Source organism: Streptomyces torulosus (assembly GCF_001419765.1).
GTDB classification, from domain to species: domain Bacteria; phylum Actinomycetota; class Actinomycetes; order Streptomycetales; family Streptomycetaceae; genus Streptomyces; species Streptomyces torulosus.
In genome coordinates this window covers 12,066-37,100 of the sequence record NZ_LIRK01000038.1, presented here as the reverse complement: position 1 = coordinate 37,100, position 25,035 = coordinate 12,066, and the positions used below count along the sequence as shown (strand labels likewise).

The following is a 25,035-nucleotide window of genomic DNA, read 5'->3' as shown; positions in this document are numbered from 1 at the left end:
CGAACTCGACGCCAAGAACAAAGCCCTCGCCCACGCGGTCGGATACGAGCGGGTCATCTTCGGCACCAGCCCCGAGGGCGGCAACAGCCACGCCGCCGCCAACCGCCAGGGCATCCCCGCGATCCTCGTCGAGACCGGCCAACTCGGCGACCGCGACCCGGACACCGTACGCAGGCTCCTCGACGCCCTCCACCGGATCCTCCACCACCTCGGCGTCATCGAAGCCTCCGAGCGCGTCAAGCCGCCGACCGCCCGGCCCCGTGACTGGATCTGGGCCGGCGAGGCCGCCTCCGAGACCACCGGACTGTGGTACCCGGACGCCGTCACCGGCGACGACGTGACCGAAGGACAGACCATCGGCCGCATCATCGACCCCGTCGACGGCACCGAACACAAGGTCACCGCCAACGCCACCGGAACGATCATCTACGGCATGAACGGACTCACCGTCCGCCCCGGCACCGAACTCGCCGCCATCGCCACACCACACAACTGACCGGCGGCAGCATCACCGGTCGGCGGCGGCTCCGGTCTCATCGACGTTCTGGTGAGAGCCGAGAGCCAGGTAGACGGCGTGCACCGCGAGGATCCGTTCGACCTCATCGATGATCGGGGCGAAGAACTCCCGTCGGTGGTTGGCGTCGGTCATCGAGGTGATGGCGAAGTACATGCTGCCGAACGCGGCGATGAGTGTGGCGTTGCGCAGGAGCGCGAGCGGGGCGTCAGGCAGGAGGACCGAGTAGGCGGGCCGCGTTCCGATCCACTGTTCCGCCGTTTCCGGCGTGACCACGATCAGACCGAGGACGATGAAGAAGAGGAACAACCCGAGACCGAACACCGCGGCCTGCACCAGCTGACGGAGAGCGAACAACAACAGAAGGTTGCGGACCTGGCGCTTGTTGAGGGACACGGGATCGAGTGCCGCACGGGGTGTCAGCCCGACGATGTCCACGGAGGCGAGGGGTGTGCCCTGACACGCCCTCGACAGCAAGGGCGGGCTGAGGTCCTGCTCGACCCGCCCGATCTCGTCGCGCAGGCGGGCGGCAGCGGCGAGCACCGTGACTCCCACGAACAACACGACGATCAGGGCGAGCCTCAACCAGGAAAGCCTGTTCATGGCCTGCCACAGTTCGCCGGTGAAGAAGATGAACAGCGTCACGAACAACATGGGCGGCAGGGCTCGCCCCATCAGGTGCACACTGTTGCGCAGGTCGTGGGCAGCGTGTCGGATCGCACGGCGCATCAGTGCGCCGATGCCGTACGCCGTGGCTGTGGCCGTGGTGACGAAGACGGCGGCGAAGAAGACGACGAACCCCAGGAAACCGGCGCCCTTGCCGCCGGGCGGTGTGACGGTGTCATCGACGGCGACCTGCAGCAGGGGGACCGCGATCGGCATCGCCGCATAGGCGCTGAGTGCCCCGACCATGGCCTTGGGCGAGACGCGGGGCAGTCGCCTGACGAACAGCCTGATCGTCGCCCAGCTGGCCAGGGTCACGACGGCCACGGTGCCGAGCAGGACCCACCGCCCTGAGCCCGCGCCCTTGAGCGGCACGAGCCAGACGAGACTGGCGAGAGTCACGAAGCACAGGGTCGGCAGCATCCGAGGAAGGACATTCCTGGCGAAACCGTAACCTTCGATCATGGTGGGCGTGCCTTCGCGGATGAACCAACGCTCCGTTCGGCGCAGCACGTCCGGCGCGGCGGCCACTCGCAAGGTTCCACCATTCCTGGGGCGGACAATTCCGCCGTGATCGTACAGCAGTCGCATTATGGCGGGATGTGGTGGCCGACGTCCGAGCGGCGGTCAGCAGGCCCCGCCACCCCCCTTGACCAGGCGGAGGTCGACGGGCGGACCGGCCGACGGTGTTCCGGGCGGCGTCGTCTCCCAGCTCCGGCCCAGCGGGTCCCCACCGAGCGGGGTCGCGGTGCTCGGGTAGTACGCGGCCCCCATGTTGCTCATGTCGTCGGACCACCCACCGGTGATCTGCTGCTGCTCGCCCGACTGGACGGCGGTGAACCCCTGATGCACACCGAGGTCGATCTGGCTCAGGTGACGGCCGAGGCCGCCGCACGCCCGGCCCCGGTGAGAATCGCGCTGGACCTGGAGGCCGACGTCGACGTGCGGGGCTCTCGCGCTCACCTGGAACGGATGGTCGCCGACCTCGTGGCGAACGCCGTCCGCCACGCCGCCTCCCAGGTCACCATCCGGGTCACCGCGGACGGACTGGACGTCCTGGACTACGGCCCGGGCATCCCCGCGAACTCCCGTGAGCTGGTGTTCCGGCGTTTCCACCGGCTGGACGAAGCCCGGGCGCGCGACGTCGGTGGATCGGCACTCGGCCTCGCCATCGCCACCCTCCACGGAGGCACTCTGGCCGTTCGGGACACACCGCGGGGCGCACACCTGTCCTTCCGCATGACCCCGCCCGCCGAGCGGAGCGGCAGAGCCGACCTGCGAGGCAGTGCGGCTTCCTGAAAGCGCTCGGTTCACTTCGCACTCGGCGCGCGCAGCCGCTGTTCCAGGAAGGAGACCACGGTCTGCCAGGAGGGGGTCGTGGGGCGCGGCGGGGTGGTGTGACCCTGCTGGGCGGTCTCCTCGTAGGCGTCCCGGCGGGTCTCCTGGTCGGTGAGCATGGCGGCGAGCGGGCCGTGTCCGGCGCGCGGGAGGGAGATCAGGCGGGCTTCGTTGCCGGTGGCCGCCAGCTTCTCGTACAGCAGGCGGCTCTGGTGGTACGGCACGAAGAGGTCCCGCTCACCGTGGAAGATCAGGAACGGCGGGGTGGGCCGGGCGCCGATGTAGGTGAGGGGGTTCGCCGCCGCGACCCGGTCGGGGCAGTCCTTGATCGGGCAGCCGAGCAGCAGCGACTCGGGCGAGCACGGGTCGGAGTGGCAGCCGGTGAGGCCGAACACCGCGTTGAACGGCTTGCAGCCGTCCACCATGTGGGCGTCCATCTGGAGGAAGTCGGTCGGCGGGTAGAACGGCACGGCCGCCTGGACGGCGCTGGAGGGGCCGGGCGTGCCGACGTCGCCCTCCAGGTGCGGGATGTCCCCCGTGACCGCCGCCATCGCCGTGACCCAGCCGCCCGAGGAGTCGCCCATGATGGCGATGCGCCCGGGGTCCAGGTTGTAGGTCGTCGCGTGCGCGCGCAGCCAGCGGATCGCTGCCTTGATGTCGTGCAACTGGGCAGGGAACCGGGCCTGTCCGCTGGAGCGGACGGCCACTGCGGCGACGGCGAACCCGCGCGGGTCGAGCTGCGCGGCGACCTGGTCGGCGCCCTGGCGGCCGCTGTCCGCCAGCCAACCGGAGCCGCTGGAGAAGATCACCAGCGGTGTCGGCCGCGCGCTGCGGGGGAGGTACAGGTCCAGCAAGTGGCCCTGGGTGCCGGGCGGGTCGGCGGGCGCGTAGCCAAGGTCTCTGGTGACGTCCACGTTTCTCGCTCCGGGGTGCTCGCGGGGGCGGCGGGTGCCGCGATGGGGAGCAGGGCCGCGACGACCGCCGCCGGCCATGTTCGCCGCAGACCCCGCACGCTGTTCGTCTGGCGAAGTCGCATTCACTGAACCTGCGGGCATGAGCTTCGGGGCATGTCGGGGCACTGTCAACCCCGCACGGCCCGGATGCGGCACGACCGAGCCGCGACCGAATCGACTTCAGCCACAGGCGACTTCAGCCATGCGCGACTTCAGGACAGGCGGAAGCTCGGGGCGCGCCACGTCTTGACCCCGTCGAGGCCGGGCCCTAGCGTCCCGCTTGCTTGTTCGGCCCACGAAACATTGTGCGTAGCGCGCACATACCAGGAGGAGCCGTATGCGAAGGCGTGTTCTCGGTTGTGCCATAGCCGTGGTGACGGTCGCGGCGGCGGCCGGATGTGGATCCTCCTCGCCGTCGAGCGGCGGTTCGCCGTCCTCGGACGGGAAGACCACACAGGTCACCGTCGGCATCATCCCGATCGTCGATGTGGCCCCGCTGTACCTGGGGCAGAAGAAGGGCTTCTTCGGCAAGCGCGGCATCGAGCTGAAGATGGAACTCGCCCAGGGCGGCGCCGCGATCGTCCCCGGTGTGGTCAGCGGTCAGTTCCAGTTCGGCTTCAGCAACGTCACCTCCCTGATGATCGCCCAGACCAAGGGAGTGCCGATCAAGTCGGTGGTCAACGGGGCCGCCTCCACCGGCGACACGGGCAACGACATCAGCGGGGTCGCCGTCAAGAAGGACAGCCCCATCAAGTCCGCCAAGGAACTCGCCGGCAAGAAGGTGGCGGTCAACACCCTGCAGAACATCGGCGACACCACGGTCCGTGAAGTGGTGCGCCAGGACGGCGGCGACCCCTCGAAGGTCAAGTTCGTGGAGATGCCGTTCGACCAGATGCCGGCCGCCCTGGACGGCGGGCAGGTCGACGCCGCGTGGATGGGTGAGCCCGCGCTGACCATCGCCAAGGGCCAGGGCGCCCGCGTCGTGGCCTCGCCGTTCGCCGAGACCGACCCGAAGCTCACCATCGCGACGTACTTCACCTCCGTCAAGCTCCTCAAGGAGAACCCCGACCTGGTGAAGAAGTTCACCGAGGCCATGACCGAGTCGCTGAAGTACGCCTCCGAACACCCCGACGAGGCACGTCAGACGCTCACCACCTACACCAAGATCGACGGTGCGGTGCTGAAGGACCTGACGCTGCCGACCTGGCCCGCTGAGTACGACATGGCCTCCCTGGAGAAGCTGGCCTCGCTCGGCGAGGAGGACGGCATCTTCGGCGGCAAGAAGCCGGACCTGGACGTCCTGTTCTCATGACCGGGCACGGAACCTCCTCATGACCGAATCCGGGAGCACTCCTGTGCTGACGAAGACGCTCGCCGGCGCCGGGACCGACAGGGGTCCCGGCGGGCCGGGTGGCGGCCGATCCCGGCGCATGCCGGCCGGACTCGTCACCCCGCTGCGGGGACTGGCCGGCCTGACCGGGCTGGTGGTGCTGCTCGAAGTGCTGCCGCACACCCCTCTGGTCTCCGCCGACTACCTCCCGCCCGCGTCGAAGACGGCCGAGGCCCTGTGGCAGCTGCTCGCCGAGGACGCGTTCTGGACCGCGCTGGGTGACACCCTGACCGGATGGGGCCTCGGCCTGGCCGTCGCCGTCGTGGCGGGGGTGGTGGCCGGAATCGTGATCGGTTCCGTGCCCCTGCTGCGGGCGGTCACCGCCTCCACCATCGAGTTCCTGCGACCGATCCCGTCCGTGGCCCTGATCCCGGTGGCGGTCCTGCTCTACGGCACCGAGCTGAGGTCGAAACTCCTGCTCGTGGTGTACGCCGCGTTCTGGCAGGTCCTCGTCCAGGTGCTGGCCGGCATGCAGGACGTCGACCCGGTGGCCGACGACACCGCCCGCAGCTACCGGTTGGGCACCTGGGGACGGGTGCGGTACGTCATGTGGCCCACCGCGCTGCCGTATGTGATGACGGGCGTGCGGCTGGCCGCCACCGTGGCCCTCGTCCTCACCATCACCGCCGAACTCGTCATCGGCGCACCGGGGCTGGGCAACCAGATCGCTGTGGCGCAGACCTCCGGAGCCGTGCCCCGGGTCTACGCCCTGGTCCTCGTCACCGGAGTGCTGGGCGTCACGATCAACCTGATGGCGCGGGCGGTGGAGCGGCGTGCGCTGCACTGGCACCAGTCCATCCGCAGGGAGGGATGAGCCCCATGACCCGGACGACGTCAACCGTCCTCACCCTCGTCCGGCGTGCGCTGCTGGCCCTGGGGCTGCCCGCGGTCCTGTTCGCCGTGTGGTGGTTCGCCACCGCCGGGAGCACCGACTTCTACGTCCCCCCGCTCTCCACCGTCCTCGGCAAGTTCGGGGAGGTCTGGACGGGCGAGCGGCTGCTGTCCGACGTCGTACCGAGCCTCGTGCGGCTGAGCGCGGGCTATCTCCTCGCCGTCGTCGCCGGGGTGGGGCTCGGCCTGGTGGTCGGCACGAGCCGCGTCGTACGCGATGTCCTCGAGCCCGTCCTGGAACTCTTCCGGGCCATACCGCCACCGGTGCTCGTGCCCGTCATCATGCTGTTCGCGGGCATCGGCGACACCATGAAGGTGATCGTCATCGTCAGCGGCTGCATATGGCCGATCCTGCTCAACACCGTCGAAGGGGTGCGCGCCGTCGACGAGGTGCTGAGCGACACCTGCCGCTCCTACGGCATCACCGGACCGTCCCGGCTGTGGCACCTGACGCTGCGCTCGGCCAGCCCGCAGATCGTCACCGGCATGCGGCAGGCGCTGTCCATCGCGATCATCCTCATGGTCATCAGTGAGATGTTCGCCGCCAGCAACGGGCTCGGCTTCACCATCGTGCAGTTCCAGCGCTCCTTCGCCATCGCCGAGATGTGGAGCGGCGTGCTGCTGCTCGGACTGCTCGGCTTCGCCCTGTCGCTGCTCTTCCGGTTCGCCGAGAACCGGGTCCTGGCCTGGTACCACGGCCTGCGCCGCGCGCAGCGCAACCCCTGACAAGGAGACGAGCGATGCTCGACGTACGCAACCTGCAGAAGGTCTACACCGGACGGCACCGCAACGTCGAGGCCCTGCGGAACCTGACCTTTCACATCGGCGCCGGTGAACTCGTCTGCCTGGTGGGTCCGTCGGGCTGCGGCAAGACCACCCTGCTGAAGTGCATGGCGGGGCTGCTGTCCCCGACCGGAGGCGAGGTGCGCCTGGACGGCAGCCCGGTCACCGGACCCCCGCCCGGCATGGCGGTGGTCTTCCAGGAGTACGGCCGCTCCCTGTTCGCCTGGATGAACGTCCGCGACAACGTCGCCCTGCCACTGCGCCGCAAGAAGCTCGGCAAGGCCCGCGAGAGGGAACTCGTGGACCACGCCCTGGAGGTGGTCGGGCTGGCCGACGCCCACCGGGCCCACCCCTGGCAGCTCTCCGGAGGAATGCAGCAGCGCGTCGCCATCGCCCGCGCCGTCGCCTTCGAACCGAAGGTGCTGCTCATGGACGAGCCGTTCGCCGCCGTCGACGCGCAGACCCGCGCCGAACTGGAGGACCTCATCCGGCGGTTGTGGCGTGAACTGGGCGTCACCGTCCTGTTCGTCACCCACGACATCGACGAGGCGGTCTACCTCGGCCAGCGCACCATCATCCTGTCCACGTCACCGACCGTCGTGCAGGAGGACCTGACCATCGACCTCCCCGACGAGCGCGACCAGTTGCACACCCGCTCCAGCACGCGCTTCGCCGAACTGCGGTCCCACGTCTACGAGCAGATCCAGCGCGCCAAGCACCACAACGGCGACACGGAGGCACCACCCGCCGACCGCAGCGAGGACCTCGCACCGCAGACCACGAAGTCCTGACGCGTCCGCCGCCCCGGAACCCGTGCGTCGGCCGCATCCCGCGTCACCGGCTTCGCCGCCGGTCCCCCGCGTTGACCAGGCATTATGAACCGCACCACAGGGACGGCCGCGGAGGGGCCATGACATCGACACACGAAGCGCCGCCCGCCGGCTCCGCGCTGTCGCCCGTGCCCCCCGTGCCGCCTGAGGAAGCCGTCACCCCCCTCATACGCGGGATCGCCGTGCTGCGTGGACTCACCGATGCCGGAGGGGCGGCGACGCTCAGCGATCTGGGTCGGGCCACCGGGTTGGCCCGCTCCACCGTCGACCGGGTCGCCGCGACCCTCGCCCGCATGGGATACGTCCACCTCGACGGCAGCAACGCCGCCCTGGCTCCCCGTCTGATGGAGCTGGGCAACGCCTATCTGGCCGCCCTGCGCCTCCCCGACCTGCTGAGCGGGCACGCCGACGCGCTCGCCGACGCGCTGGACGAGTCGGTCTCCCTCGCGGTGGCGGACGGTGACGGCATCCGGTTCATCCACCAGGCGATCCGCCGGCGCGCCCTGTCCCTGAGCTTCCGCATCGGCGATCTGCTGCCCGCGGAACGCACGGCTCCGGGCCCGCTGCTGGCAACGGAATGGAGCGCCCAGGACTGGGCTCGCTGGCGGGAGCGACAGCTGGCCGACCCCGAGGACACAGGCTTCCCCGCCATCCCCCGGCGCGCGCACGATGCCGCCACCGCGGACTTCCCACGACGGGTGGAAGAGGCGCGCCTGCGGGGCTGGGCCCTGGACGACCAGCTGATCGAACCGGGTCTCGTGGCCCTGTCCGTCGCCGTGCGCACGCCGGACGGCCGGATCGCCTGTGTGGCGAGTGCCGTGAGCCACACGAGCAGACACAGCGCGGACTCGTTGCGCGACTCCCTCCTGCCCGGACTCCGTACCGCGGTCACCACCATGGAGCGAGAACTGGCCATCGCACCACCGCCCGAAAGGCTGAGCGGGCCGAATGGGGCGAGCGGGGCGAGCGGGCCGGATGCGCTGAAGGGGCTGATGGGGCCGACCGGTCTCGCCGCTTGGACGAGCGCCTCCAAACAGGAACTGGGCGGGGAGTTCATCACGTCACTGGCCCGCGGCCTGACCGCGATCACCGCGTTCGGCGAGGGCCGGGCCGAACTGACCCTCTCCGAGGTCGCCGAGCGCACCGGATTGCCCCGGGCCACAGCGCGCCGAGCCTTGATCACCCTCCAGCACCTGGGCCATGTCACCGTCGAGGGGCGGGCGTTCCGGCTCACGCCACGGATCCTGTCCCTGGGGTTCCCCCCACTGTCCAAGGCCACACTCACCCACATCGCCCGCCCCCACCTCACCGCTCTGACCGGGAGGGTGAAGAACTCCACGTCCCTGGCCGTGCTCGCCGACGACCATGTCCAGTGCGCGCTCTCGGTGACCGCGGGCCGCATCATGGACGTCGACATCGCGGCGGGCTCCCGCGTACCCGCCTACGCGACATCCGCCGGCCGGGTCCTGGTGGCGAGTCTGCCGGCCGAGAGGCGTGCTACCTGGCTCGCCCACGTACGGCTGGAGGCGCTGACCCCCCGCACCGTCACCAGGCCCACCGACCTGGAGGCGATACTAGAACGGGTCCGGGACGACGGGTACGCGCTGGTCGACGACGAACTGGAGGAAGGTCTCCGCTCCATCGCCGTGCCGGTGCGTGACCGCGAGGGGGTGGTCGTCGCGGCGGTCAACGTCCACATGCACAGCGGGCGCGGCTCGGCCGCCGAGTGCGTCATGGACATCGTGCCGGAGCTGCGCGCCACAGCCGACTCGCTGGAGGCCGATCTGCACGTGACCGGTAGGTTCGTCCACGTTCCCGTTTCCTGAGGGACCTCAGCGAGGGGCGTTCCTGCATCCCGCGTCCGCTGCCGTCGTGCGGCTGCGCCTGTTCCGTGCCCGGATCACCTCCCTGCACCGCTGCACGGCTTCCTCGCCTCCGGGCGCCACGAACGCGACGCCGCCTTGGCGGGGGGCGCGCCCTGTGCAACGCCGGCCTGGGCGCCGGTGCGCTCCTCGCCACCGCGTGCCTGGCGGGCGGCACCACCGCGCTGCGGGCGCCGGCGGTCGTCACCGGACTCGCCTACCTCGCCGCGGCGGCCCTGGCGTGGTCGGTCCACGTCCACGCGCATCCGGCCGTGGCGGAGGCCGGTGACAGGGAGAAGGACAACGACGAGAACGGCGGGCCCGCGCCCCGGATGCGGGCGCTGCTCACGGCCAACGTGATCTACGTCTTCTGCCTCAACGTCCCCGAAAGTCGTGACCAACACGGTGCTGGTGGTGACCCTGCAGGGATCCGGTCACCGTCCTGATGTCCCGCTTCCCCCGCCGGTCCGCGCTGGCCCTCGCCGGCGTGGTGCTCACCGTGTCGTACCTCGGCTTCCTCGCGGCCACCTCCCTCGGACACGGCTGGGGTGCGCCGGCCGTCGCCGCGGTGCGGCCGGTCGAGCGGCGACAGGGACAGGAGCCGTCCCGGCGCCTCACCCCGTCTCCGGAGGGAGGCGCCGGTCTCCCGGCACGGTGGTCAGCTCTCCTGGCGCCAGCGCTGGTTCGCGCCGCCCGAGCAGCTCCACAGCTGGATCTTCGTCCCGTTGGCTGTGCCCTGGCCGGCGGCGTCGAGGCAGAGGCCCGACTGCGCCGCGGTGATCGTGCCGTCGGCGCCGACGGTCCACTGCTGGTCCGCCTGGCCGTTGCAGTCCCAGATCGCCACGGGGGTGCCGTTGCCCGCGGACTGGCCGACCCCCAGGCACTTGTTGCCGTAGACGACCAGCTGCTTGCTTGCGGTGTGGGTCCAGCGCTGGTTGGAGCCGCCGTTGCAGTCCCACAGTTGTGCCTGGGTGCCGTTGGTGGTGGTGGAGTTGTTGATGTCGAGGCAGCGGCCCGACTGCTGGCCGACGATCTTCTGGCTGTCGGAGGGCTGCGGCGGTGGCGTGTTCGAGCCGAACTGGGTGAAGAACTGCCACACCGCACCCGACGTCCACGTGCGCCAGCCGCTCCCGGTGGACCCCTCCAGCGGACCGGGGTCGTGGCCGCCGTCGAACGCGGCCCAGACGACCGGGTAGCCGGACCTGCATCCGGAGTACGTGGTGATGATGTGCCGGAGGCTTCCGGACGCCGGCTCGGGCGGGTTCTGCCGGGTGCAGCCGTTGTTCCGGACGAAGGTGTCGCGCAGTTCCCGTCCGAGGGAGATGGGCAGCACGTTGTCCCTGAGTCCGTGCAGACCCATGTAGGCGATGGGCTGGGTGCCGCCGTTGCATCCGCTGAGGTTCGCGCCGGAGTAGACCGCGACCGCGCGGAAGACCGTGGCCCGCGCGCAGGCGATGGCGTACGACATGCCGCCGCCGTAGCTGAAGCCCGCGGCGAACAACTGGGCGGTGTCGACGCACAGGCCCGACTGGAGCTGGTTGACCATGGCGTCGACGAAGGCCAGGTCCTGGCCTCCGGGATTGGCCCAGCCGTTGCCGTTGCCCTGGGGGGCGACGAAGATCGTGCCGTTGTTCGCGGTGTCCGCCAGGCGCCGCAGGCCGTAGTAGGACCAGTTGTATCCGTCCGTTCCGCCCGAGTCGACGTCGTTGGCCGTACCGCCCCGCCAGTGGAAGCCGAAGATCAGCCGGTAGGGGCGGTTGCTGTCGTAGCCGGCCGGGACCCGCAGGATGTAGCTGCGGGTCTGGCCGCCGCTCTGGATCGTGCGGGTGCCGCTGCTCAGCGCCGGGGGCTTGCCGCAACCGGCGCTGCCCGCCGCCGCGGCCTTCGTGGCCGAGGGGGGCGCGCCGGGGGTGCTGCCTGACGAATTTCCCGCGGTCGTCAGGACGAGGATCAGCGCGGCCGCGAGGGACATCAGGAGCGATTGACGTCTCATGTTCTCCTTCTTCCGTACTCGATGGGTGGAAGGGGAGTGCCGGTGGAACGGGGGGTGCTGGTGGAAACGGGGTGCCGGTGTTCAGACGGCGGTGACGGTCCACGCTCGGTGCCGCGGGGCGCGCCGACCGGGCATGCCCACACACCGACCGGAGGTGAGGGTGGGGGTTGTCGGGGCCGCTCTCGCGGTGGCCGTTCCGGGTGACCCGCGGGAGCTCAGCGACAGCCGACCGCGGCGGTGCGCCCGGCGTTGCCGCCCGGCAGGGCCGGCAGGGTCGGCGGGGCCGGCGGGGCCGGCAGGGTCGGCAGGGCCAGGACGCCTGCTGGGGCGGCTGTCGGTGACGAGCGTCCGAGAGCGGCTCGGATCCGGGGCGGAACGGATGAAGGCTGCATTCTGTTCCTCGGATGTGTGGGGAACGGGACGGAGAGCGCCGTGCCTTTCCGAAGGGGCCAGAACGCCCCGAGATCATCCACTGGGACCCCTCAGGCATCCCATGTCGATAGTGATTCCACACACCACTGAGACTGTCAATAGCCACGTCAACCCCGGCTGGAACCACATCCATCCCATGTCTAGGGCGAGTTGACGGCAACGGGGGCAGGGCGCCAACCGCGTACGGTGGCTGCCCTGCCCCGGTGACCGCACGGCGGCCGGAAGTGGCTCGAATCGAACGCGATCAGCCGTCCGCCGCGGCGGTCACCGTCGCGGGGTCCACCCCGGTCAGTTTGGCGATGCGGTGCGGCGGCACGCCGGCGGCCAGTGCGCGCCCGATCAGGCCGTCCCTGCCGTCCGCGCAGTCCCGGTAGGAGAGCAGCTCCTCCTCGATCCGGGCGAGCGGCTCCGGAACCAACTGGTGGCGGAGCCGGCTCGTCTCCTCGTCGCTCAGCGGGACGGGCAGCCGTTCCGCTCCCTCGGGGATCGCCGCGGTCTCCTCCGGCGGCAGCAGACGCAGATGCGGTGAGGTGCGCGTGATTCCGTGGGCGTCCAGCCATCCGCGTACGGCGGGGGTTTCCATGCAGGCGAGATCACCGACGGCGGCGGGGGCCACTCCCAGCGACGAGGACACGTCGTCCAGCAGGAACAGGTAGGCGTCGTCGGTCATCCTCGTTCTCCTTCACATCGGTGTGAGATGGCGATCGGATGACGTCCCATTACCCCGTCGGTTCGGAATTAGATCCGGGTGTTCCAGGTCCCGGGCCGCGCGTGTGCCGCGCGGCCCGGAGGACGCTCAGCGGCAGAGTTTCATGATGGTGTCGTCGAACTCGGGGAACTCCCGGGTGGCCAGTTCGACCACGGCGGCGGCCGACCGGCGTGGGCCCGGCGCGAAGCGTTCGGCGACGGCCGTCAGATCGCGGTTGGGGTGCGCAATCCAGTCAGGTTCGTAGGAGGTGGCGGCCTCCCAGGGGCCGAAGCCGTCGGCCAGGAGCCACAGAAAGTCGCCCAGGTCGCGCGCCACGACTCCCGTCTCGCCCTCGGACCCCAGGAAGACGACGGGCTGGTCGGTGAGTGGCCGGCTCGGGCGGATGAGCCAGAACGCCGCGTACCCTCCCGCGCCGTCCTGACCGAAGACGCGGAATTCGGCGCCGTCGAGCTCGTCGTTTCCGGTCCATGCCTGGAACCATTCGGTGGTGTCCTCGGCGGACAGGAACTCCTCGAAGGGCTCGAAGTCGACTCCGTCACCGCCCTCGTAGTCGAACGGCACGGCCAGCGCGGCGGCGAGCGCGGCGGGGAACTGTCGATCATCAGCAAGTGTCACTCGCACAGGCTAGTGCTGTGACCGGAAAGGTTTGCGCGAGCCGGTGAACCTTTCCGGTCACAGCACTGGCGACACGGCGAGCCCGCCCGCGCTCAGGGACATAGGGACACAGGGACTGGGTCAGGAGGGCGGCGAGAGCCGTCCGCTGCGCGGACTCCGGCGGCGCGCTCGGGCAGCCCGTCAGAGTGCCCCCGTCCGAGGACAAAAAACGTGCAGGTCTTGTGGGTGTGGAGTGGCGACGGCCGGGCAAACGGCGGTGCGGAGGTGGAAAGAAATGGTTCCTTTGTTGCTCGTTCTGCTGCTGGCTCTGATCCTTTTCGGCGCCGGTTTCGCTCTGAAGGCCCTGTGGTGGATCGCCGTCATCGTGCTGGTGCTCTGGCTGCTCGGCTTCGTCGCCCGCTCCACGGGCCCCAGTGGTCAGCGGGGCCGCTGGTACCGCTGGTAGGCGGCGCCACGCACCGGGCACGCACAGGTGAGGCCGACGCGCGGAGCGACGGCCTGGGCTGGGAGCGGGGCGGCTGCGGGTCGGCAGCCGCCTCGCTCCGCGCTCCTGGGTCCGGTCAGCCCCGGACGATGTTCTGGGCCTGGGGGCCCTTCTGGCCCTGGCCGATGTCGAAGGTGACGTGCTCACCCTCGGTCAGCTCGCGGTAGCCGGAGCCCTTGATCTCGGAGTAGTGGGCGAAGACGTCGGGACCGCCGCCGTCCTGCTCGATGAAACCGAAGCCCTTCTCCGCGTTGAACCACTTGACGGTGCCGCTTGCCATACTGTTCGATCCTTCGTTCCTGCCCGGGAACAGCCCTTCATCCGGGCATGCTCCGGCTCGGTGCAGTCGCACGAGCCACAGCTGTTCTACCCCGTCACACCCGGCTCACCCGGCCGACGACACAGCGGTTCCTCGCCGAAGTTCGCGCGGGCGCGGAGTCCGGAGCTTCGCCGGGGCGGACAAGGGCCCTTCTGACGGATCTCCGCGGCGTCGCGACGCCCGGCACGCCGAGAGCACACACCGAACGCCGCTCCTTTTCCCGCAGAGATCCATCAGAAGGGCCCTAACGCGGTGCGGTCAGGGCCGTGCCCGCCGTGAACTGCCACCAGTTGATGTTGAGCAGATAGCCGCTCCCTCCGGTGAAGCGCAGGTAGAGGTCCTGGGTGCCTGTGGCGCCGCTCACCGGGCAGTTGACCGTCGTCCATGTCTGCCAGCCCCCGGTGCCCGGCACACCGCACCGGCCGACGACCGTCCCGTTCGGCGAGCCCAGGCGCAGTTCCACGGTGCCGCCACTGCTGCCGGAGGCCACCCGTGCGGCGAACGAGGACGCGCCCGACCCGAAGGCCACCCCCTTGACCTTGAGGTGGTCGCCGTTCTCGATCCAGCCGACGTTCATGCCGCCTTCCGCGGCAGGTTCGGTCTCGATCCCGGAACCCCAGGCGATCGTCTCGGCCTCCTGGCGCACATACGGATTGAGCGTGCCGGCCTGAGGGGCCCCGGTGTTCGTCATGGTGATCGTCGGGATCGTGCCGTCGGCGTTGTAGGAGAACCGCTCCACCGCGACCGAGCGGGTGTAGCCGCCCCCACCGGGGAGCGCACCGTTGTGGTAGAAGAAGTACGAATTTCCCTTGAAGTCGACGATGCCCGGGTGGTTGGTGAAGCTGCTGCCCTGTGTGGGCATGACGGTCCCCCGGTAGGTCCAGGGGCCGGTCGGGCCGGGCGCCGTGGAGTAGGCGATGAACTCCGAGCAGCACTTGGCGGCGAACACCAGGTAGTACAACCCGTTCCGCTTGTAGACCCAGGGGCCTTCCTCGTACAGGGTGGGCCGGTTGGGGTCGCCGGTGCGGGTGCCGAACCCGGCGGTGGTGAGCGGGATCCGGGTGGGGCTGCCCGAGTAGGAGGTCATGTCGGCGTTCAGCTTGACGTACCACAGGTTCGGGTTGCCCCAGTACAGGTACGCCTGGCCGTTGTCGTCGATGAAGACGCTCGGGTCGATCTCGCCGTTCTCCACCAGCGGACGGCCGAGGGCGTCCCGGAACGGGCCGGTGGGGCTGTCCGCCACGGCCACGCCGATGGCCATCCGGCCGGTCGCCCGGTTCTTCACCGGCACGTACCAGTAGAACCGTCCGCCCCGCTGCACGGCCTGTCCCGCCCACGCGTCGGCGGACGCCCAGCTGAAGGTGGCGAGGCTGAGCGGAGAGCCGTGGTCGGTCCAGTTGACCATGTCGGCCGAGGACCAGACCCGCCAGTCCTTCATGGTGAAGTAGGTGGACCCGTCCTCGTCGTGCCCGGTGTAGAGGTAGACCCGTCCGTCATGGACCAGGGGGGCCGGGTCGGCGGTGTAGACGTGCTGCACGATGGGGTTGTCGGCCCTGGCCGCCGAGGGTTGCACCGCGGCGGGAACAAGGGCGAACGCCAGCACGAGGCCCGTGATCCAGGCGACTGCCCGGGTGAGCCCCGTCCTGGGGACGGATGACCGTCGAGCGGGGATCACCACGGCCTCCGGGGGATCCCGGTCGGTGCAGGGGCTGCCGTACGGCGCGCGATGTCCCTCATGTGCGGCTCCACTTCTGGCCGGACTGTCCGTTGCAGCTCCACAGGACCGCCGCGGTGCCGTTGGCGGTGCCGGACCCGTTGACGTCGAGGCACAGCCCGGAACGGACGTTGCGGATCGATCCGTCGGCCTGTGCGGTCCACTTCTGGTTGTCCTGGCCGTTGCAGGGCCAGATGATGACGCGGGTGCCGTTGGTGGTCCCCTGGTTGTAGGCGTCGAGGCACTTGTCGCCGAAGACGCGGATCTCGCCGCCGGCCCAGGTGGTCCACAGCTGGTTGGCGGCGGTGTGGCAGTCCCAGATCAACGCCGCCGTCCCGGCCGCGGTGGAGGCGCGATCCACGTCCAGGCAGCGGCCGGACCCGGTGCCGCGCAGGCGGGCGGTGGTGGCGGCCAGTGCGCTGCCGCCGCTGACCCGGAACACGGCGACGCCGTGGGCGGGCACGCTCGCGGAGACCTGACCGGTGGTGCTGGACGTGGCGCCGGTCCACAGGTCGGTGAGGGTGAACGGCCCACCCGAGAGGCCGACTTGGGCGGCGGTGGTGGTGACGGTCGCGGCGCTGCCGCCCCGGTTGAACAGGCCCACGGCGACGGAGCCGTCGGCGAGGGGTTTGGCGAACACCTCGGTGCTGCCGTCGTCACGGACGCGGCGTCCGCCGGCGCCGAGCCGGTCCTGGTTGACCGCGAGGAGGCGGGGGTTGCGCAGGATCGCACTGACGTCGGCGGACATGGTGCGGATGTCGTTGCCGGCCATCAGCGGGGCCGCCATGAGCGCCCAGAGGGCGAAGTGGGAGCGCGACTCGGTCAGCGTCAGGCCGGGACGCCCGACGACCAGCATGTCCGGGTCGTTCCAGTGGCCCGGGCCCGACTGCGCGGCCAGGGGTGCGGTGACGTCCAGGACGTTGCCGACACCCATGGGGTAGCTGTTGGTGTTGTTGTTCTGCCAGATGTCGAGCAGGTCCTCCGTCGTCCGCCACAGATCCGCCACCTCACCCCAGTTGTACGTGGAGCCGGTGATCGCGTGGAAGCTGTTGGGGTTGATGCTGTAGACGATCGGGCGGCCGGTGGCCCGCAGCGCGTCCCGCATGACGGTGAACCGCGCGACCTGCTCGTCGCGTGTGCCGCTGGAGGAGCACCAGTCGTACTTCAGGTAGTCGACGCCCCATGAGGCGAACGCGGCGGCGTCCTGCGCCTCGTGCCCCCTGCTGCCCGTCGACCCCGGATAGGCACCCGTGGTCTGCGCGCACGTGCGTTCACCCGGCACCTGGTAGATGCCGAACTTCAGCCCCTTGCTGTGGATGTAGTCGCCGAGCGCCTTCATCCCGCTGGGGAACTTGGTCGGGTTGGCCCGCAGGTTGCCCGCTCCGTCGCGCTGCGGGTCGAACCAGCAGTCGTCCACCACCACGTACTGGTAGCCCGCGTCCCTCATCCCCGAGGACACCATCGCGTCCGCGGCCTGACGCACCTGTGCCTCGGTGATCCCGCACCCGAAGCTGTTCCAACTGTTCCACCCCAGGGGTGGAGTGAGCGCCGGGCTGCCCGGCGCGGCGGGTGCAGCGGTGGCGGTGGAGTGGACGGAGGCCGTCACTGATGCGGCGACCGTCAGTGCGGCGGCGGCCAGGACATGGAGCAGTCGCCTGCCTGATCGTGTGGGCACCGGGGCTCCTTTCGGGGAGAGCGCCGTGGGGGTGACTCACCCTTCATGCCACGCCCATGACATGTCGACTCAGGGTGGGTGCGAAATTTCGAACTGGATTCGGAAAGTTTGGGTGTGATGGATCCTAGAGAGACGCGTGAACATGTCAACACCATCCGGACGTGAACCTGGCTCTCTCGCGCCGATCACAGGAAAAGGTCACATCAATCAGGGACATGCGGACGATGAACCCGTCGTCCGGGCACCCGCCCATCCCGAAAGTTTCGACGCGTGGAGCGCATCGTGCGCTCAGCGTCGATCAGGTCCCGCCCGGCCAGCCGGTGCCGTACGGCCGTGGCGGCCGGCGCGCCGAGGGCGTCGAGGATCTCCAGGGCCTGTGTCCAGTACGGCGTCGGACCGGCGCCGGCGGTCACGGCCGCGGCCCGGCCGAGGAGGTCCAACGCTTCGACCTGCCCCCTGCGTGAGCGCCTGGTTCTCGACCCGGCGGTACTCCGAGCGGCGGGCCAGCCGGAGCGCGGCCGTGGCGAGTCGGCGGTCGCCGACTCCCGCCACGATGGTTGACAGCTCACCGTTCACCTTGGCGGGGGTGCCTCGATCGGTCCTGGTCCAGTAGGAGCCCAGCCGTTGGAACTCCCACAGGGAACCGTTGACCTGAAAAACGGGAAGACGCGGCGGCAGAAGGACCGCGGCCCGTGGCGCAGCCGGTGCGGGAGACTGGGCGCGTGACCCCTCCGACCTCGCTCGCCACCGCCGAAGAGATACACGGCCACCTTGTCGACCAGCTCAATCTCGCGCTGCGCCGACCCGGGATGTACGGAGGTGAACTCGCTGTGCGGATCCTGCTCGACCACCTGCTGTTCGTCGAGCGTCAGCCCGACGCGTTCGCTCAGCAGCGGCGGGAATGGGAAGAACGCGGACTGTGGTCGGCTGTCGGCGTGTCCGGGGCCTTCCGGGGCGTGATCCCCGGGCGGAGCCACGACTTCGATGCGGCGTCGGTGTACGCGGAGTTCGCCCTGCGGCGGGGATGGCTCAAGCCCGATCGGGTCCTTGAGAAGGAGGACTACGACGCTCTCAGGGGCCGGGTCCGGCGGTGGGCCGCGGAGGACCGCACCTGGGCGGACGTGACGGCGGAGTTCGGTGCCCCGTCCGTGCTGTTCGGAGGCACCAATCCCCTGTACGGGAAGACGCTGGGCTATCTCAGCGAAGACCCGAGTCAGCCGATGGTGGTCTTCCACCTGTGGAACGGCGCAGCCGCCGGGGCCGACGCCTGGCCGCCCGAACACGAGCAACCCCTTCTTCTCGCGGTCCGCTTCGGTGACGGCCCCTTCCGCCGGTCCGTCACCTTCACCCCGGAGGGCGAGCGACGGAGGTCGACGACCACGGAGCCCTGCCCGCCGCGGTAGGCACCCGGGGAATCGGCCTCGCCGTTGAATGACACGCCACCGGATGGTCTATCCGGCCTGTTCACCGGCCCCGCGAAATAACGTGCTAAATATGAAGAAATCCTCTTTCGCCTCCCTGGTGTGTACGGCAGCGGTCATCGGCACAGGACTCGGGGCCGCCCCGTCGGTCGCCGCCCATCACAAGATCCACGTGGTCTTCCCCGGGAAGTCGATCCAGAAAGCGGTGGACGCCGCGAGGCCGGGAGACACCGTTCTCCTGGCCTCCGGCACGTACCACGAGAGCGTCACGGTGACCACGCCGCGGATCACCCTGCGCGGCATGGACCGCGGCGCCGTCGTCAAGCCGGCCAAGAAGAAGGCCGGCAACAGCTGTGCCAAGAGCGGCAACGGCATCTGTGTGACCGGGACGAAGAAGCGCAGCGTCGACGGCGTCACCCTCGCCTCCCTCACCGTGACCGGCTTCACCGGCAGCGGTGTGCTCGCCACATCGACCGACCGGCTGACCGTGCGCCACGTGACCGCGACGAAGAACAAGGTCTGGGGCATCGCCCTGGAGCGTTCGGTGCGCAGTGTGCTCCGCGCGAACACCGCCCGCGGCAACGGCGACGCCGGCCTGTTCCTCGCCAACACCATCAAGGCCGAGGAGGGCGCCCAGAACACCCGGGGAACGGTGGTCGAACGCAACCGCGTGTCGGAGAACCGGATCGGCATCACCGTCCGGCGCCTGCGGAACCTCACCGTCGCCGACAACCACCTCACCGGCAACTGCGCGGGTGTGTTCGTCGTCGGCGACGAGAACAAGCCGAGGGCCGGCGCGCTGACCGTACGGGACAACCTCGTCGCGCAGAACAACAAGTCCTGCCCCAAGACCGCGCGGCTCGACGCGCTGCAGGGCTCCGGCATCGTCCTGACCGGCACCGAGGACACCCTGGTGACGGGGAACCGGGTCATGGACCACGCCGGCGCCTCCCCCCTGTCCGGCGGCATCGTCCTCTGGAAGAGCTTCGTGGGCACCCCCAGCGAGCGGAACCGGATCACCGACAACTTGGTGGAGGGCAACGCGCCCGCGGACCTCGTCAACACCGACACCGGCAAGGGCAACACCTTCGAACGCAACTCCTGCCGGGCGTCCAGGCCCGCGGGGCTGTGCTGACCGGCGCCACGAGCGCTCAGGGACGGTCACTCATGAACTCGAGGAAGGGAAGCGGCGCATGACGACCGCACAGACCGCACCACCGCCGGCCATGCGGCTCCGGGAGCTGGTGTTCGGGGCCGCGTGCGCCGCCGCCATCCGTGCGGCCGCGCGGCTCGGGGTCGCCGACGCCCTCGGTGACGACCCGATGCCGGTGACGGACCTCGCCGCCGCGGTGAAGGCCGAACCGAAGCCGCTGCGCCGGCTGTTGCGGGCGCTGACCTGCTACGGCATCTTCGCCGAGCAACCGGACGGGACCTTCGTCCACACCGACATGTCCCGGCAGCTGCGCGAGGACGCCCCGGACAGCCTGCACTTCATCGCGCTGTGGTGCACCGAACCCTGGACCTGGGACGCCTGGCCCAGGCTGGACGAGGCGGTGCGCTCCGGCCGGAACGTCGTCGAGGACCTGTACGGGAAGGAGTTCTTCGACTACCTCAACAACGACGCGCCGGAATCGGCCGATGTCTTCAACCGCGCCATGACGACCTCCAGCGCGCAGTCCGCGCGGGACGTCGCACAGTTCCTCGACCTGTCGGGGAGCTCGACCGTGGCCGACATCGGAGGCGGCCAGGGGCACGTGGTGGCGAGCCTGCTGGAGAAGCATCCGTCGCTGACCGGCATCCTGCTCGACCTGCCGCGCGTCGTGGAGAACGCCGACCCGCGGCTGCGGCCGGGCGGCGCGCTCGCGGACCGGATGCGTATCGTCCCCGGCGACTGCCGTACGGCCGTCCCGGCCCGCGCCGATGTGTACATCATCAAGAACATCCTGGAGTGGGACGAGGACAGCACCCGCCGGACCCTGCGCAACGTCATCGAGGCGGGCGGTCCCGGAGCACGGGTCATCGTCATCGAGAACCTCGTCGACGACACGCCCTCCATGCGGTTCAGCACCGCCATGGACCTGCTGCTCCTCCTCAACGTCGGAGGGGCCAAGCACACCACCGAGAGCATGGTCGCCAGGCTCACCGACGCGGGCCTCGTCATCGGCGACATCCGCCCCGTCAACCCCTACCTGCACGCGTTCGACTGCACCGTCCCCGGGTGACCGCCTCCCCCGGCGGAGCCCCCGGGCAGCCGGTCGCCGGGCACACGAGTGTCGTGTGCCCGGCGACCCGGCGCCACGCCTCGGTCCCACCGGCTCAGGAGGAGGTCTCCCGCTCCCAGCGGTAGAAGCAGTGCGCCATCGCGTCCTTCGGCGAACGCCAGGTCGCCGGGTCGTACGCGGTGACGTACGCCGACAGCCGTTCGCTGACGTCCTGGAACAGGGGGTGCCCGGCCGCCTTGGCGATGGCGGGGCCGGGGTCCCGCTCGGACTCGATGAGGTGCAGGTACACATCACCGAACTGGAAGAGGCTGCGGCGGGCGACCCCCACCAGGTGGGGCAGTTCCCCCCGGTCCGACTCCCCGAACACGTCGGCGATGTCGGGGGCCGACCCCGGGGCCATCCGGGCGACGATCAGAGACTGGTGCATCGTGCTGTCCTCCGTCGGGTCAGTCGGACAGCGTCGGCACGAGCCGGCGTTCCTTGGCGGCCTGCTCGATACGGTCCCGGATCAGGGCCATCTGGACCTTGGAGTTCCGGTTGATGTTGTCCGTCATCCAGGCGTCGTCGACCGGTGCGTCCGGCTTCATCTCGAAGTCCTGCGTCCACACCATGCGGGTGCCGGCGGGGACTTCCTCGTACTGCCACAGGATGTTCATGTGGGCGAAGGGGCCGGTCTCGATGCGGCGGGCCCGCACGCTGAGGGTGTCGCGGTCGGTCTCCCGCTCCGAGACCCAGGTCCACACGGTGCCGTTCTCGTCGGGGTGCATGGTCAGCCGGAACGTGGTCCGGTTCCCCTCCCGCGAGATGATGTCGGCGGAGGCGTACTCGCTGAACAGCTGCGGCCAGTTCTCGACGTCGTTGGTCATGTCCCAGACCAGGTCGACCGGTGCGCCGATGGTGATCTCGTTCTGCGTGTGTCCGGCCATGTCAGGCTCCCGCGGGAAGTGCGCTGTTGACGGCGTCGAGGAACTGTCGGGGGCTCTTGCTCTTCTCCGAGTCCGGGGGCATCGGCGTGCCGTAGCGCTTCTCCAGCTCGCCCACGATGCCGAGCAGCCCGAGCGAGTCGATGCCGAAGGTGTCGAAGCTGTCGTCGGAACGCTCCCGGAGTTCCTCGGGTGTCACGGTGATGCCGGCGGCCTTCTTCATCAGCTCGGCCAGCTCTTCCGGGGTGATGTTCTCACTCATGCGGTTTCTCTCCTTGCTCCGTGATGTGTGCTGACGAGGCCTCACGGGGAGGCGTCGGTGGCGCCGAGCCGTAGCACCAGCGCCGAGTTCGACCCCATGAGTCCACGGCTGAGGACCAGCGCCGTGCGCAGTTCGGTGGCGCGGGCATGTGTCGTCACGAGGTCGAGGTCGTGGCAGACGTCGTGGACGTTGGGGGTGGGTGGGATCACGCCGTGCTCCATCGCGAGGACCGCCGCGGCGACGTCCAGGACGGGTGCCGCGCAGTAGCCCCGGCCGATCGCGGTCTTCGGTGCCGTCACCGGGACCCGTCGGCCGTGGGCGCCCAGCGCGTCCGCGATCGCCAGCGCCTCGGCACGGTCCGCCTCCGGTACGCCGAGGGCGTCGGCGAAGACCACGTCGATCTCCGCGGGCGCGCAGGCGGCCTCCTCCAGGGCGCCCCGGATGGCCTGCGCCAGTCCCTCGCGGGACTGCTGCCAGCGGGAGGCGCCCGTGAACGTCGCCGCGTGTCCCGCCAGCGTCGCCCGTGCGGGCGCCCCCCGTTCCCGGGCCGAGGTCTCGGCCTCCACGACGAGCATCGCGCCGCCCTCGGCGGGCACGAACCCGCAGGCCGCGGAGGTGAACGGGCGGTAGGCGCACTCCGGGACGTCCTCCGTGCTCAGCTCCTCGTAGCCGAGCTGGCAGACCACCGAGTAGGGGGCCAGGGGCGCCTCGGTCGCCCCGGCCACCAGGACGTCCGTGCCGCGTCGTACGGCCCGCGCCGCGTGCGCCAGCGCGTCCAGACCGCCGGCCTCGTCGGCGGCGACCACTCCGCAGGGGCCCTTGAAGCCGCGGCGGATGGAGATCTGGCCGGTGCTCGCGGCGTAGAACCAGGCGATGGACTGGTACGGGCCCACGTAGCGGCTGCCCTTGTCCCACAGCTGCTGCAGTTCCCGCTGGCCGAACTCGCCGCCGCCGGAACCGGCCGCGGTGACCACGCCCACCGAGAAGGGCGAGGCGTCGGTGTCGGACCGGTTGAGGCCGGCCTCCTCGATCGCCAGGTCGGCCGCCGCCATGGCGAAGTGGGTGAAGCGGTCGGTCTGGACGAGGTAGCGCTCCTCGACCGCCGAGGGCGGATCGAAGTCCCGGATCTCACCGGCCACGCGCAGCGGCAGGTGCTCGCACCCCTCGCGGGTGACCCGGTCCAGCACGCTGATGCCTTCCCTGGTGGCCTTCCAGAAGGTCTCGGTGCTGGTTCCGTTGGGCGCCACCACGCCGATCCCGGTGACGACGGCGCGCCGGGTGTGCGGTTCGCTCATCACGTCTTTCCCTTCGGCCGGGTGAGGACCACCGCGGACTGGAAGCCGCCGAAGCCGCTGCCCACGGAGAGGACGCTGTTCAGCCGCCGCTCCCGGGCCACGCGCGGGACGTAGTCCAGGTCGCACTCGGGGTCCGGGGTCTCGTAGTTCGCGGTGGGCGGGACGACCTGGTGGGCCAGGGCCAGCACACAGGCGACCACCTCGATCGCCCCGATCGCGCCGAGGGAGTGGCCCACCATGGACTTGATGGAGCTCATCGGCGTGTCGTAGGCGTGGGCGCCCAGGACCCGTTTGACCGCGGCCGTCTCGTGCCGGTCGTTCTGCTGGGTTCCCGACCCGTGGGCGTTGACGTAGTCGATGGCCGTGCCGTCGAGCCGGGCGTGGTCGAGGGCGTCCTCGATGGCGCGGGCCATCTCCAGGCCCTCGGTGGTCAGACCGGTCATGTGGTAGGCGTTGCCGAAGGTGGCGTAACCGCCGAGCTCGCAGTACACGTGCGCGCCGCGCGCCCGGGCGTGTTCCAGCTCCTCCAGGACGAGTACCGCTCCGCCCTCGCCCATGACGAACCCGTTGCGGTCGGCGTCGAAGGGCCGGGAGGCGTGCGCGGGATCGTCGTTGTTCGGGGAGGTGGCCTTGATCGCGTCGAAGCAGGCCATCGTGATGGGGGAGATCGGGGAGTCGGAGGCGCCGGCGATGCACACGTCGGCCCTGCCCTCCTCGATCGTGTGGAAGGCGTACCCGACGGCGTCGAGCCCCGAGGTGCAGCCGGTGGAGACGGTCTGCACCGGCCCGCGCGCCTCGAACCGCTCCGCCACCGTCGAGGCGAGGGTGCTGGGCGAGAACGCCCGGTGCAGATGCGGACCGGCCTCCCGGTGGTCCACGTCCCAGCGCTGCCCGCCATGGCTGACCAGCACGTAGTCGTGCTCCAGCCGGGTGGTTCCGCCGACGGCGGTACCCAGGGAGACGCCGACGCGCCAGGGGTTCTCGGCGGCGAGGTCGAGGCCGGAGTCCCGTACCGCCTCCTCCCCCGCGGCCAGCGCGAACTGGATGTACCGGTCGCAGCGCGCGACGTCCTCCGCCGCCAGCCCGTGGGCCGACGGGTCGAAGTCGCACTCGGCGGCGATCCGTGAACGCAGCCCGGACGGGTCGAAGAAGGTGATGCCCCGCGTCGCTGTGCGGCCGTTCGCGAGGAGATCCCAGAACGCCGGTATGCCGATCCCGCCGGGGGCGACGACGCCGATCCCGGTGACCGCGACGCGCCTGGTCATGAGCCGACTCGACTTCGCTCGGCGATCCGGTGCCCGCCCCCGTGGGCCGCGCCCGGCGCGGCGTCGGTCTCCTCGGTGTCGACGTGGCCGAGCGGCGGGCTGGGGGCCAGCGGGCCGAGGTGGAAGACCAGGCGGGCCTCCACGTTGCCGACGTTGCGGAAGCGGTGCCGTACATGGGCGGGGATCATCAGCCCCTGCTCGGGCAGCAGCGGATGGGGTTCACCGTCCAGGTCGACCTCCAGCTGCCCGCAGACGACGTAGACGAACTCCTCGGAGTACGGGTGGTAGTGCTCGGCGATGCGGTCGCCGGGCTGCACGATGGCCACACCCATGAAACCGCTGGTGGAGCCGACTGTGGTGGGAGTGAGCAGGGCGCGTAGATCGCCACCGCGCCTGGTGTTGGGCTCGATCTCACTGAGATCCACGATCGCGGGATGGCTGTTCGTCACGGCGTTCCTCCGAACTGGTGCTCTGGAAAGACG

26 protein-coding genes and 1 pseudogene are annotated in these 25,035 nt (G+C 70.3%); 12 read left to right on the top strand and 15 right to left on the bottom strand.

Going from position 1 to position 25,035, the window contains the following annotated elements; translation table 11 throughout:
* The coding region (locus AOK23_RS04005) for a succinylglutamate desuccinylase/aspartoacylase family protein (RefSeq protein ID WP_206336107.1) at positions 1–496 on the top strand (496 nt) is incomplete at its 5' end.
* Between the two features lie 12 nt (positions 497–508).
* On the opposite strand, the gene AOK23_RS04000 is transcribed toward AOK23_RS04005, so the two are convergent.
* Together AOK23_RS04000 and AOK23_RS48345 are read right to left on the bottom strand one after the other, a co-directional pair.
* A complete protein-coding gene (locus AOK23_RS04000; RefSeq protein WP_157877933.1) occupies positions 509–1,579 on the bottom strand; it encodes a hypothetical protein in 1,071 nt (356 codons plus the stop codon).
* Between the two features lie 225 nt (positions 1,580–1,804).
* Positions 1,805–2,029, bottom strand: a complete 225-nt coding sequence (locus tag AOK23_RS48345; protein WP_169800270.1) for a hypothetical protein — start codon at positions 2,027–2,029, stop codon at positions 1,805–1,807.
* Here AOK23_RS48345 and AOK23_RS03995 point away from each other — a divergent pair.
* The gene (locus tag AOK23_RS03995) at positions 2,024–2,476 is read left to right on the top strand and encodes an ATP-binding protein (RefSeq protein WP_240496239.1); all 453 of its coding nucleotides are present in this window, start codon (positions 2,024–2,026) and stop codon (positions 2,474–2,476) included. The two genes, AOK23_RS48345 and AOK23_RS03995, sit on opposite strands and share 6 nt — an antisense overlap.
* 11 nt (positions 2,477–2,487) lie before the next feature.
* Here the strand turns inward: AOK23_RS03995 and AOK23_RS03990 are convergent, their stop codons facing one another.
* Positions 2,488–3,429: an alpha/beta hydrolase gene (locus tag AOK23_RS03990; protein ID WP_240496238.1), complete on the bottom strand. Its 942-nt coding sequence runs from the start codon at positions 3,427–3,429 to the stop codon at positions 2,488–2,490.
* 376 nt (positions 3,430–3,805) lie between these two features.
* Between AOK23_RS03990 and AOK23_RS03985 the strand changes: the two genes are divergently transcribed.
* The 6 genes and pseudogenes from AOK23_RS03985 to AOK23_RS44450 form a co-directional block, all read left to right on the top strand.
* On the top strand, positions 3,806–4,780 hold the full coding sequence (locus AOK23_RS03985; RefSeq protein ID WP_055711358.1) for an ABC transporter substrate-binding protein: 975 nt from the start codon (positions 3,806–3,808) through the stop codon (positions 4,778–4,780).
* A 118-nt stretch (positions 4,781–4,898) separates the two neighbouring features.
* The gene (locus AOK23_RS03980) at positions 4,899–5,672 is read left to right on the top strand and encodes an ABC transporter permease (protein WP_055711363.1); all 774 of its coding nucleotides are present in this window, start codon (positions 4,899–4,901) and stop codon (positions 5,670–5,672) included.
* A 5-nt stretch (positions 5,673–5,677) separates the two neighbouring features.
* Entirely contained in the window at positions 5,678–6,475 is a 798-nt protein-coding gene (locus tag AOK23_RS03975; protein WP_055711357.1) for an ABC transporter permease, read from the top strand.
* A gap of 14 nt (positions 6,476–6,489) precedes the next feature.
* Positions 6,490–7,323 carry an ABC transporter ATP-binding protein gene (locus tag AOK23_RS03970; RefSeq protein WP_055711356.1) on the top strand — a complete coding sequence of 278 codons (834 nt, stop codon included), beginning with the start codon at positions 6,490–6,492 and terminating at the stop codon, positions 7,321–7,323.
* Between the two features lie 119 nt (positions 7,324–7,442).
* Positions 7,443–9,188 carry an IclR family transcriptional regulator domain-containing protein gene (locus tag AOK23_RS03965; protein WP_055711355.1) on the top strand — a complete coding sequence of 582 codons (1,746 nt, stop codon included), beginning with the start codon at positions 7,443–7,445 and terminating at the stop codon, positions 9,186–9,188.
* Between the two features lie 84 nt (positions 9,189–9,272).
* Positions 9,273–9,804: pseudogene (locus AOK23_RS44450) on the top strand (MFS transporter); the annotation flags it as partial.
* A gap of 78 nt (positions 9,805–9,882) precedes the next feature.
* Here AOK23_RS44450 and AOK23_RS03960 read toward each other — a convergent pair.
* The 3 genes from AOK23_RS03960 to AOK23_RS03950 form a co-directional block, all read right to left on the bottom strand.
* Positions 9,883–11,196, bottom strand: a complete 1,314-nt coding sequence (locus tag AOK23_RS03960) for an RICIN domain-containing protein (protein ID WP_055711354.1) — start codon at positions 11,194–11,196, stop codon at positions 9,883–9,885.
* Positions 11,197–11,893: 697 nt separating this feature from the next.
* Entirely contained in the window at positions 11,894–12,319 is a 426-nt protein-coding gene (locus tag AOK23_RS03955) for a DUF6003 family protein (protein ID WP_055711353.1), read from the bottom strand.
* A 126-nt stretch (positions 12,320–12,445) separates the two neighbouring features.
* On the bottom strand, positions 12,446–12,979 hold the full coding sequence (locus AOK23_RS03950) for an SMI1/KNR4 family protein (RefSeq protein WP_420823686.1): 534 nt from the start codon (positions 12,977–12,979) through the stop codon (positions 12,446–12,448).
* A 268-nt stretch (positions 12,980–13,247) separates the two neighbouring features.
* Between AOK23_RS03950 and AOK23_RS03945 the strand changes: the two genes are divergently transcribed.
* Complete coding sequence (locus AOK23_RS03945; protein WP_055522083.1) at positions 13,248–13,418, top strand: DUF5670 family protein; 171 nt, start codon at positions 13,248–13,250, stop codon at positions 13,416–13,418.
* A 115-nt stretch (positions 13,419–13,533) separates the two neighbouring features.
* Here the strand turns inward: AOK23_RS03945 and AOK23_RS03940 are convergent, their stop codons facing one another.
* From AOK23_RS03940 to AOK23_RS03930, 3 genes are all read right to left on the bottom strand, one after another.
* A complete protein-coding gene (locus AOK23_RS03940) occupies positions 13,534–13,737 on the bottom strand; it encodes a cold-shock protein (protein WP_055711351.1) in 204 nt (67 codons plus the stop codon).
* Positions 13,738–14,020: 283 nt separating this feature from the next.
* Positions 14,021–15,379 (bottom strand): glycoside hydrolase family 43 protein, encoded by a 1,359-nt coding sequence (locus AOK23_RS03935; protein ID WP_240496237.1) that lies wholly within the window; start codon positions 15,377–15,379, stop codon positions 14,021–14,023.
* A 130-nt stretch (positions 15,380–15,509) separates the two neighbouring features.
* Positions 15,510–17,165, bottom strand: coding sequence for a glycoside hydrolase family 27 protein (locus tag AOK23_RS03930; protein ID WP_055711350.1), 1,656 nt, complete (start codon positions 17,163–17,165; stop codon positions 15,510–15,512).
* A gap of 722 nt (positions 17,166–17,887) precedes the next feature.
* On the opposite strand from AOK23_RS03930, the gene AOK23_RS03925 reads away from it, so the two are divergent.
* The 3 genes from AOK23_RS03925 to AOK23_RS03915 all read left to right on the top strand — a co-directional run bounded on the left by AOK23_RS03925 (position 17,888) and on the right by AOK23_RS03915 (position 20,808).
* Entirely contained in the window at positions 17,888–18,568 is a 681-nt protein-coding gene (locus tag AOK23_RS03925; RefSeq protein ID WP_055711349.1) for a hypothetical protein, read from the top strand.
* Positions 18,569–18,659: 91 nt separating this feature from the next.
* Entirely contained in the window at positions 18,660–19,721 is a 1,062-nt protein-coding gene (locus tag AOK23_RS03920; RefSeq protein WP_055711348.1) for a right-handed parallel beta-helix repeat-containing protein, read from the top strand.
* A 58-nt stretch (positions 19,722–19,779) separates the two neighbouring features.
* Positions 19,780–20,808, top strand: coding sequence for a methyltransferase (locus tag AOK23_RS03915; protein WP_055711347.1), 1,029 nt, complete (start codon positions 19,780–19,782; stop codon positions 20,806–20,808).
* Positions 20,809–20,902: 94 nt separating this feature from the next.
* On the opposite strand, the gene AOK23_RS03910 is transcribed toward AOK23_RS03915, so the two are convergent.
* Genes AOK23_RS03910 through AOK23_RS03885 form a run of 6 tightly spaced genes read right to left on the bottom strand, consistent with a single transcriptional unit; the run spans position 20,903 to position 25,002 of the window.
* Positions 20,903–21,235, bottom strand: coding sequence for a TcmI family type II polyketide cyclase (locus AOK23_RS03910; protein WP_055711346.1), 333 nt, complete (start codon positions 21,233–21,235; stop codon positions 20,903–20,905).
* Positions 21,236–21,254: 19 nt separating this feature from the next.
* Positions 21,255–21,734 carry an SRPBCC family protein gene (locus tag AOK23_RS03905; RefSeq protein ID WP_055522077.1) on the bottom strand — a complete coding sequence of 160 codons (480 nt, stop codon included), beginning with the start codon at positions 21,732–21,734 and terminating at the stop codon, positions 21,255–21,257.
* A gap of 1 nt (position 21,735) precedes the next feature.
* Complete coding sequence (locus AOK23_RS03900) at positions 21,736–21,993, bottom strand: acyl carrier protein (protein WP_055711345.1); 258 nt, start codon at positions 21,991–21,993, stop codon at positions 21,736–21,738.
* A 41-nt stretch (positions 21,994–22,034) separates the two neighbouring features.
* Entirely contained in the window at positions 22,035–23,288 is a 1,254-nt protein-coding gene (locus AOK23_RS03895; RefSeq protein ID WP_055711344.1) for a ketosynthase chain-length factor, read from the bottom strand.
* Complete coding sequence (locus AOK23_RS03890) at positions 23,288–24,553, bottom strand: beta-ketoacyl-[acyl-carrier-protein] synthase family protein (RefSeq protein ID WP_055522074.1); 1,266 nt, start codon at positions 24,551–24,553, stop codon at positions 23,288–23,290. The genes AOK23_RS03895 and AOK23_RS03890 overlap by 1 nt, the downstream gene beginning before the upstream one ends.
* The gene (locus tag AOK23_RS03885; protein WP_055711343.1) at positions 24,550–25,002 is read right to left on the bottom strand and encodes a cupin domain-containing protein; all 453 of its coding nucleotides are present in this window, start codon (positions 25,000–25,002) and stop codon (positions 24,550–24,552) included. Before AOK23_RS03885 ends, AOK23_RS03890 begins: the two co-directional genes overlap by 4 nt.
* Between the last annotated feature and the right edge of the window lie 33 nt (positions 25,003–25,035).

Bases quoted from the DNA above. Each gene is read 5' to 3' on its own strand.
- AOK23_RS03985 (WP_055711358.1), top strand. From the start codon at position 3,806: ATGCGAAGGCGTGTTCTCGGTTGTGCCATAGCCGTGGTGACGGTCGCG.
- AOK23_RS03980 (WP_055711363.1), top strand. From the start codon at position 4,899: ATGCCGGCCGGACTCGTCACCCCGCTGCGGGGACTGGCCGGCCTGACC.
- AOK23_RS03920 (WP_055711348.1), top strand. From the start codon at position 18,660: ATGAAGAAATCCTCTTTCGCCTCCCTGGTGTGTACGGCAGCGGTCATC.
- AOK23_RS03890 (WP_055522074.1), bottom strand. From the start codon at position 24,553: ATGACCAGGCGCGTCGCGGTCACCGGGATCGGCGTCGTCGCCCCCGGC.
- AOK23_RS03975 (WP_055711357.1), top strand. From the start codon at position 5,678: ATGACCCGGACGACGTCAACCGTCCTCACCCTCGTCCGGCGTGCGCTG.
- AOK23_RS03945 (WP_055522083.1), top strand. From the start codon at position 13,248: ATGGTTCCTTTGTTGCTCGTTCTGCTGCTGGCTCTGATCCTTTTCGGC.
- AOK23_RS03910 (WP_055711346.1), bottom strand. From the start codon at position 21,235: ATGCACCAGTCTCTGATCGTCGCCCGGATGGCCCCGGGGTCGGCCCCC.
- AOK23_RS03970 (WP_055711356.1), top strand. From the start codon at position 6,490: ATGCTCGACGTACGCAACCTGCAGAAGGTCTACACCGGACGGCACCGC.
- AOK23_RS03955 (WP_055711353.1), bottom strand. From the start codon at position 12,319: ATGACCGACGACGCCTACCTGTTCCTGCTGGACGACGTGTCCTCGTCG.
- AOK23_RS03940 (WP_055711351.1), bottom strand. From the start codon at position 13,737: ATGGCAAGCGGCACCGTCAAGTGGTTCAACGCGGAGAAGGGCTTCGGT.
- AOK23_RS03905 (WP_055522077.1), bottom strand. From the start codon at position 21,734: ATGGCCGGACACACGCAGAACGAGATCACCATCGGCGCACCGGTCGAC.
- AOK23_RS03960 (WP_055711354.1), bottom strand. From the start codon at position 11,196: ATGTCCCTCGCGGCCGCGCTGATCCTCGTCCTGACGACCGCGGGAAAT.
- AOK23_RS03995 (WP_240496239.1), top strand. From the start codon at position 2,024: ATGCACACCGAGGTCGATCTGGCTCAGGTGACGGCCGAGGCCGCCGCA.
- AOK23_RS03900 (WP_055711345.1), bottom strand. From the start codon at position 21,993: ATGAGTGAGAACATCACCCCGGAAGAGCTGGCCGAGCTGATGAAGAAG.
- AOK23_RS03965 (WP_055711355.1), top strand. From the start codon at position 7,443: ATGACATCGACACACGAAGCGCCGCCCGCCGGCTCCGCGCTGTCGCCC.
- AOK23_RS03915 (WP_055711347.1), top strand. From the start codon at position 19,780: ATGACGACCGCACAGACCGCACCACCGCCGGCCATGCGGCTCCGGGAG.
- AOK23_RS03895 (WP_055711344.1), bottom strand. From the start codon at position 23,288: ATGAGCGAACCGCACACCCGGCGCGCCGTCGTCACCGGGATCGGCGTG.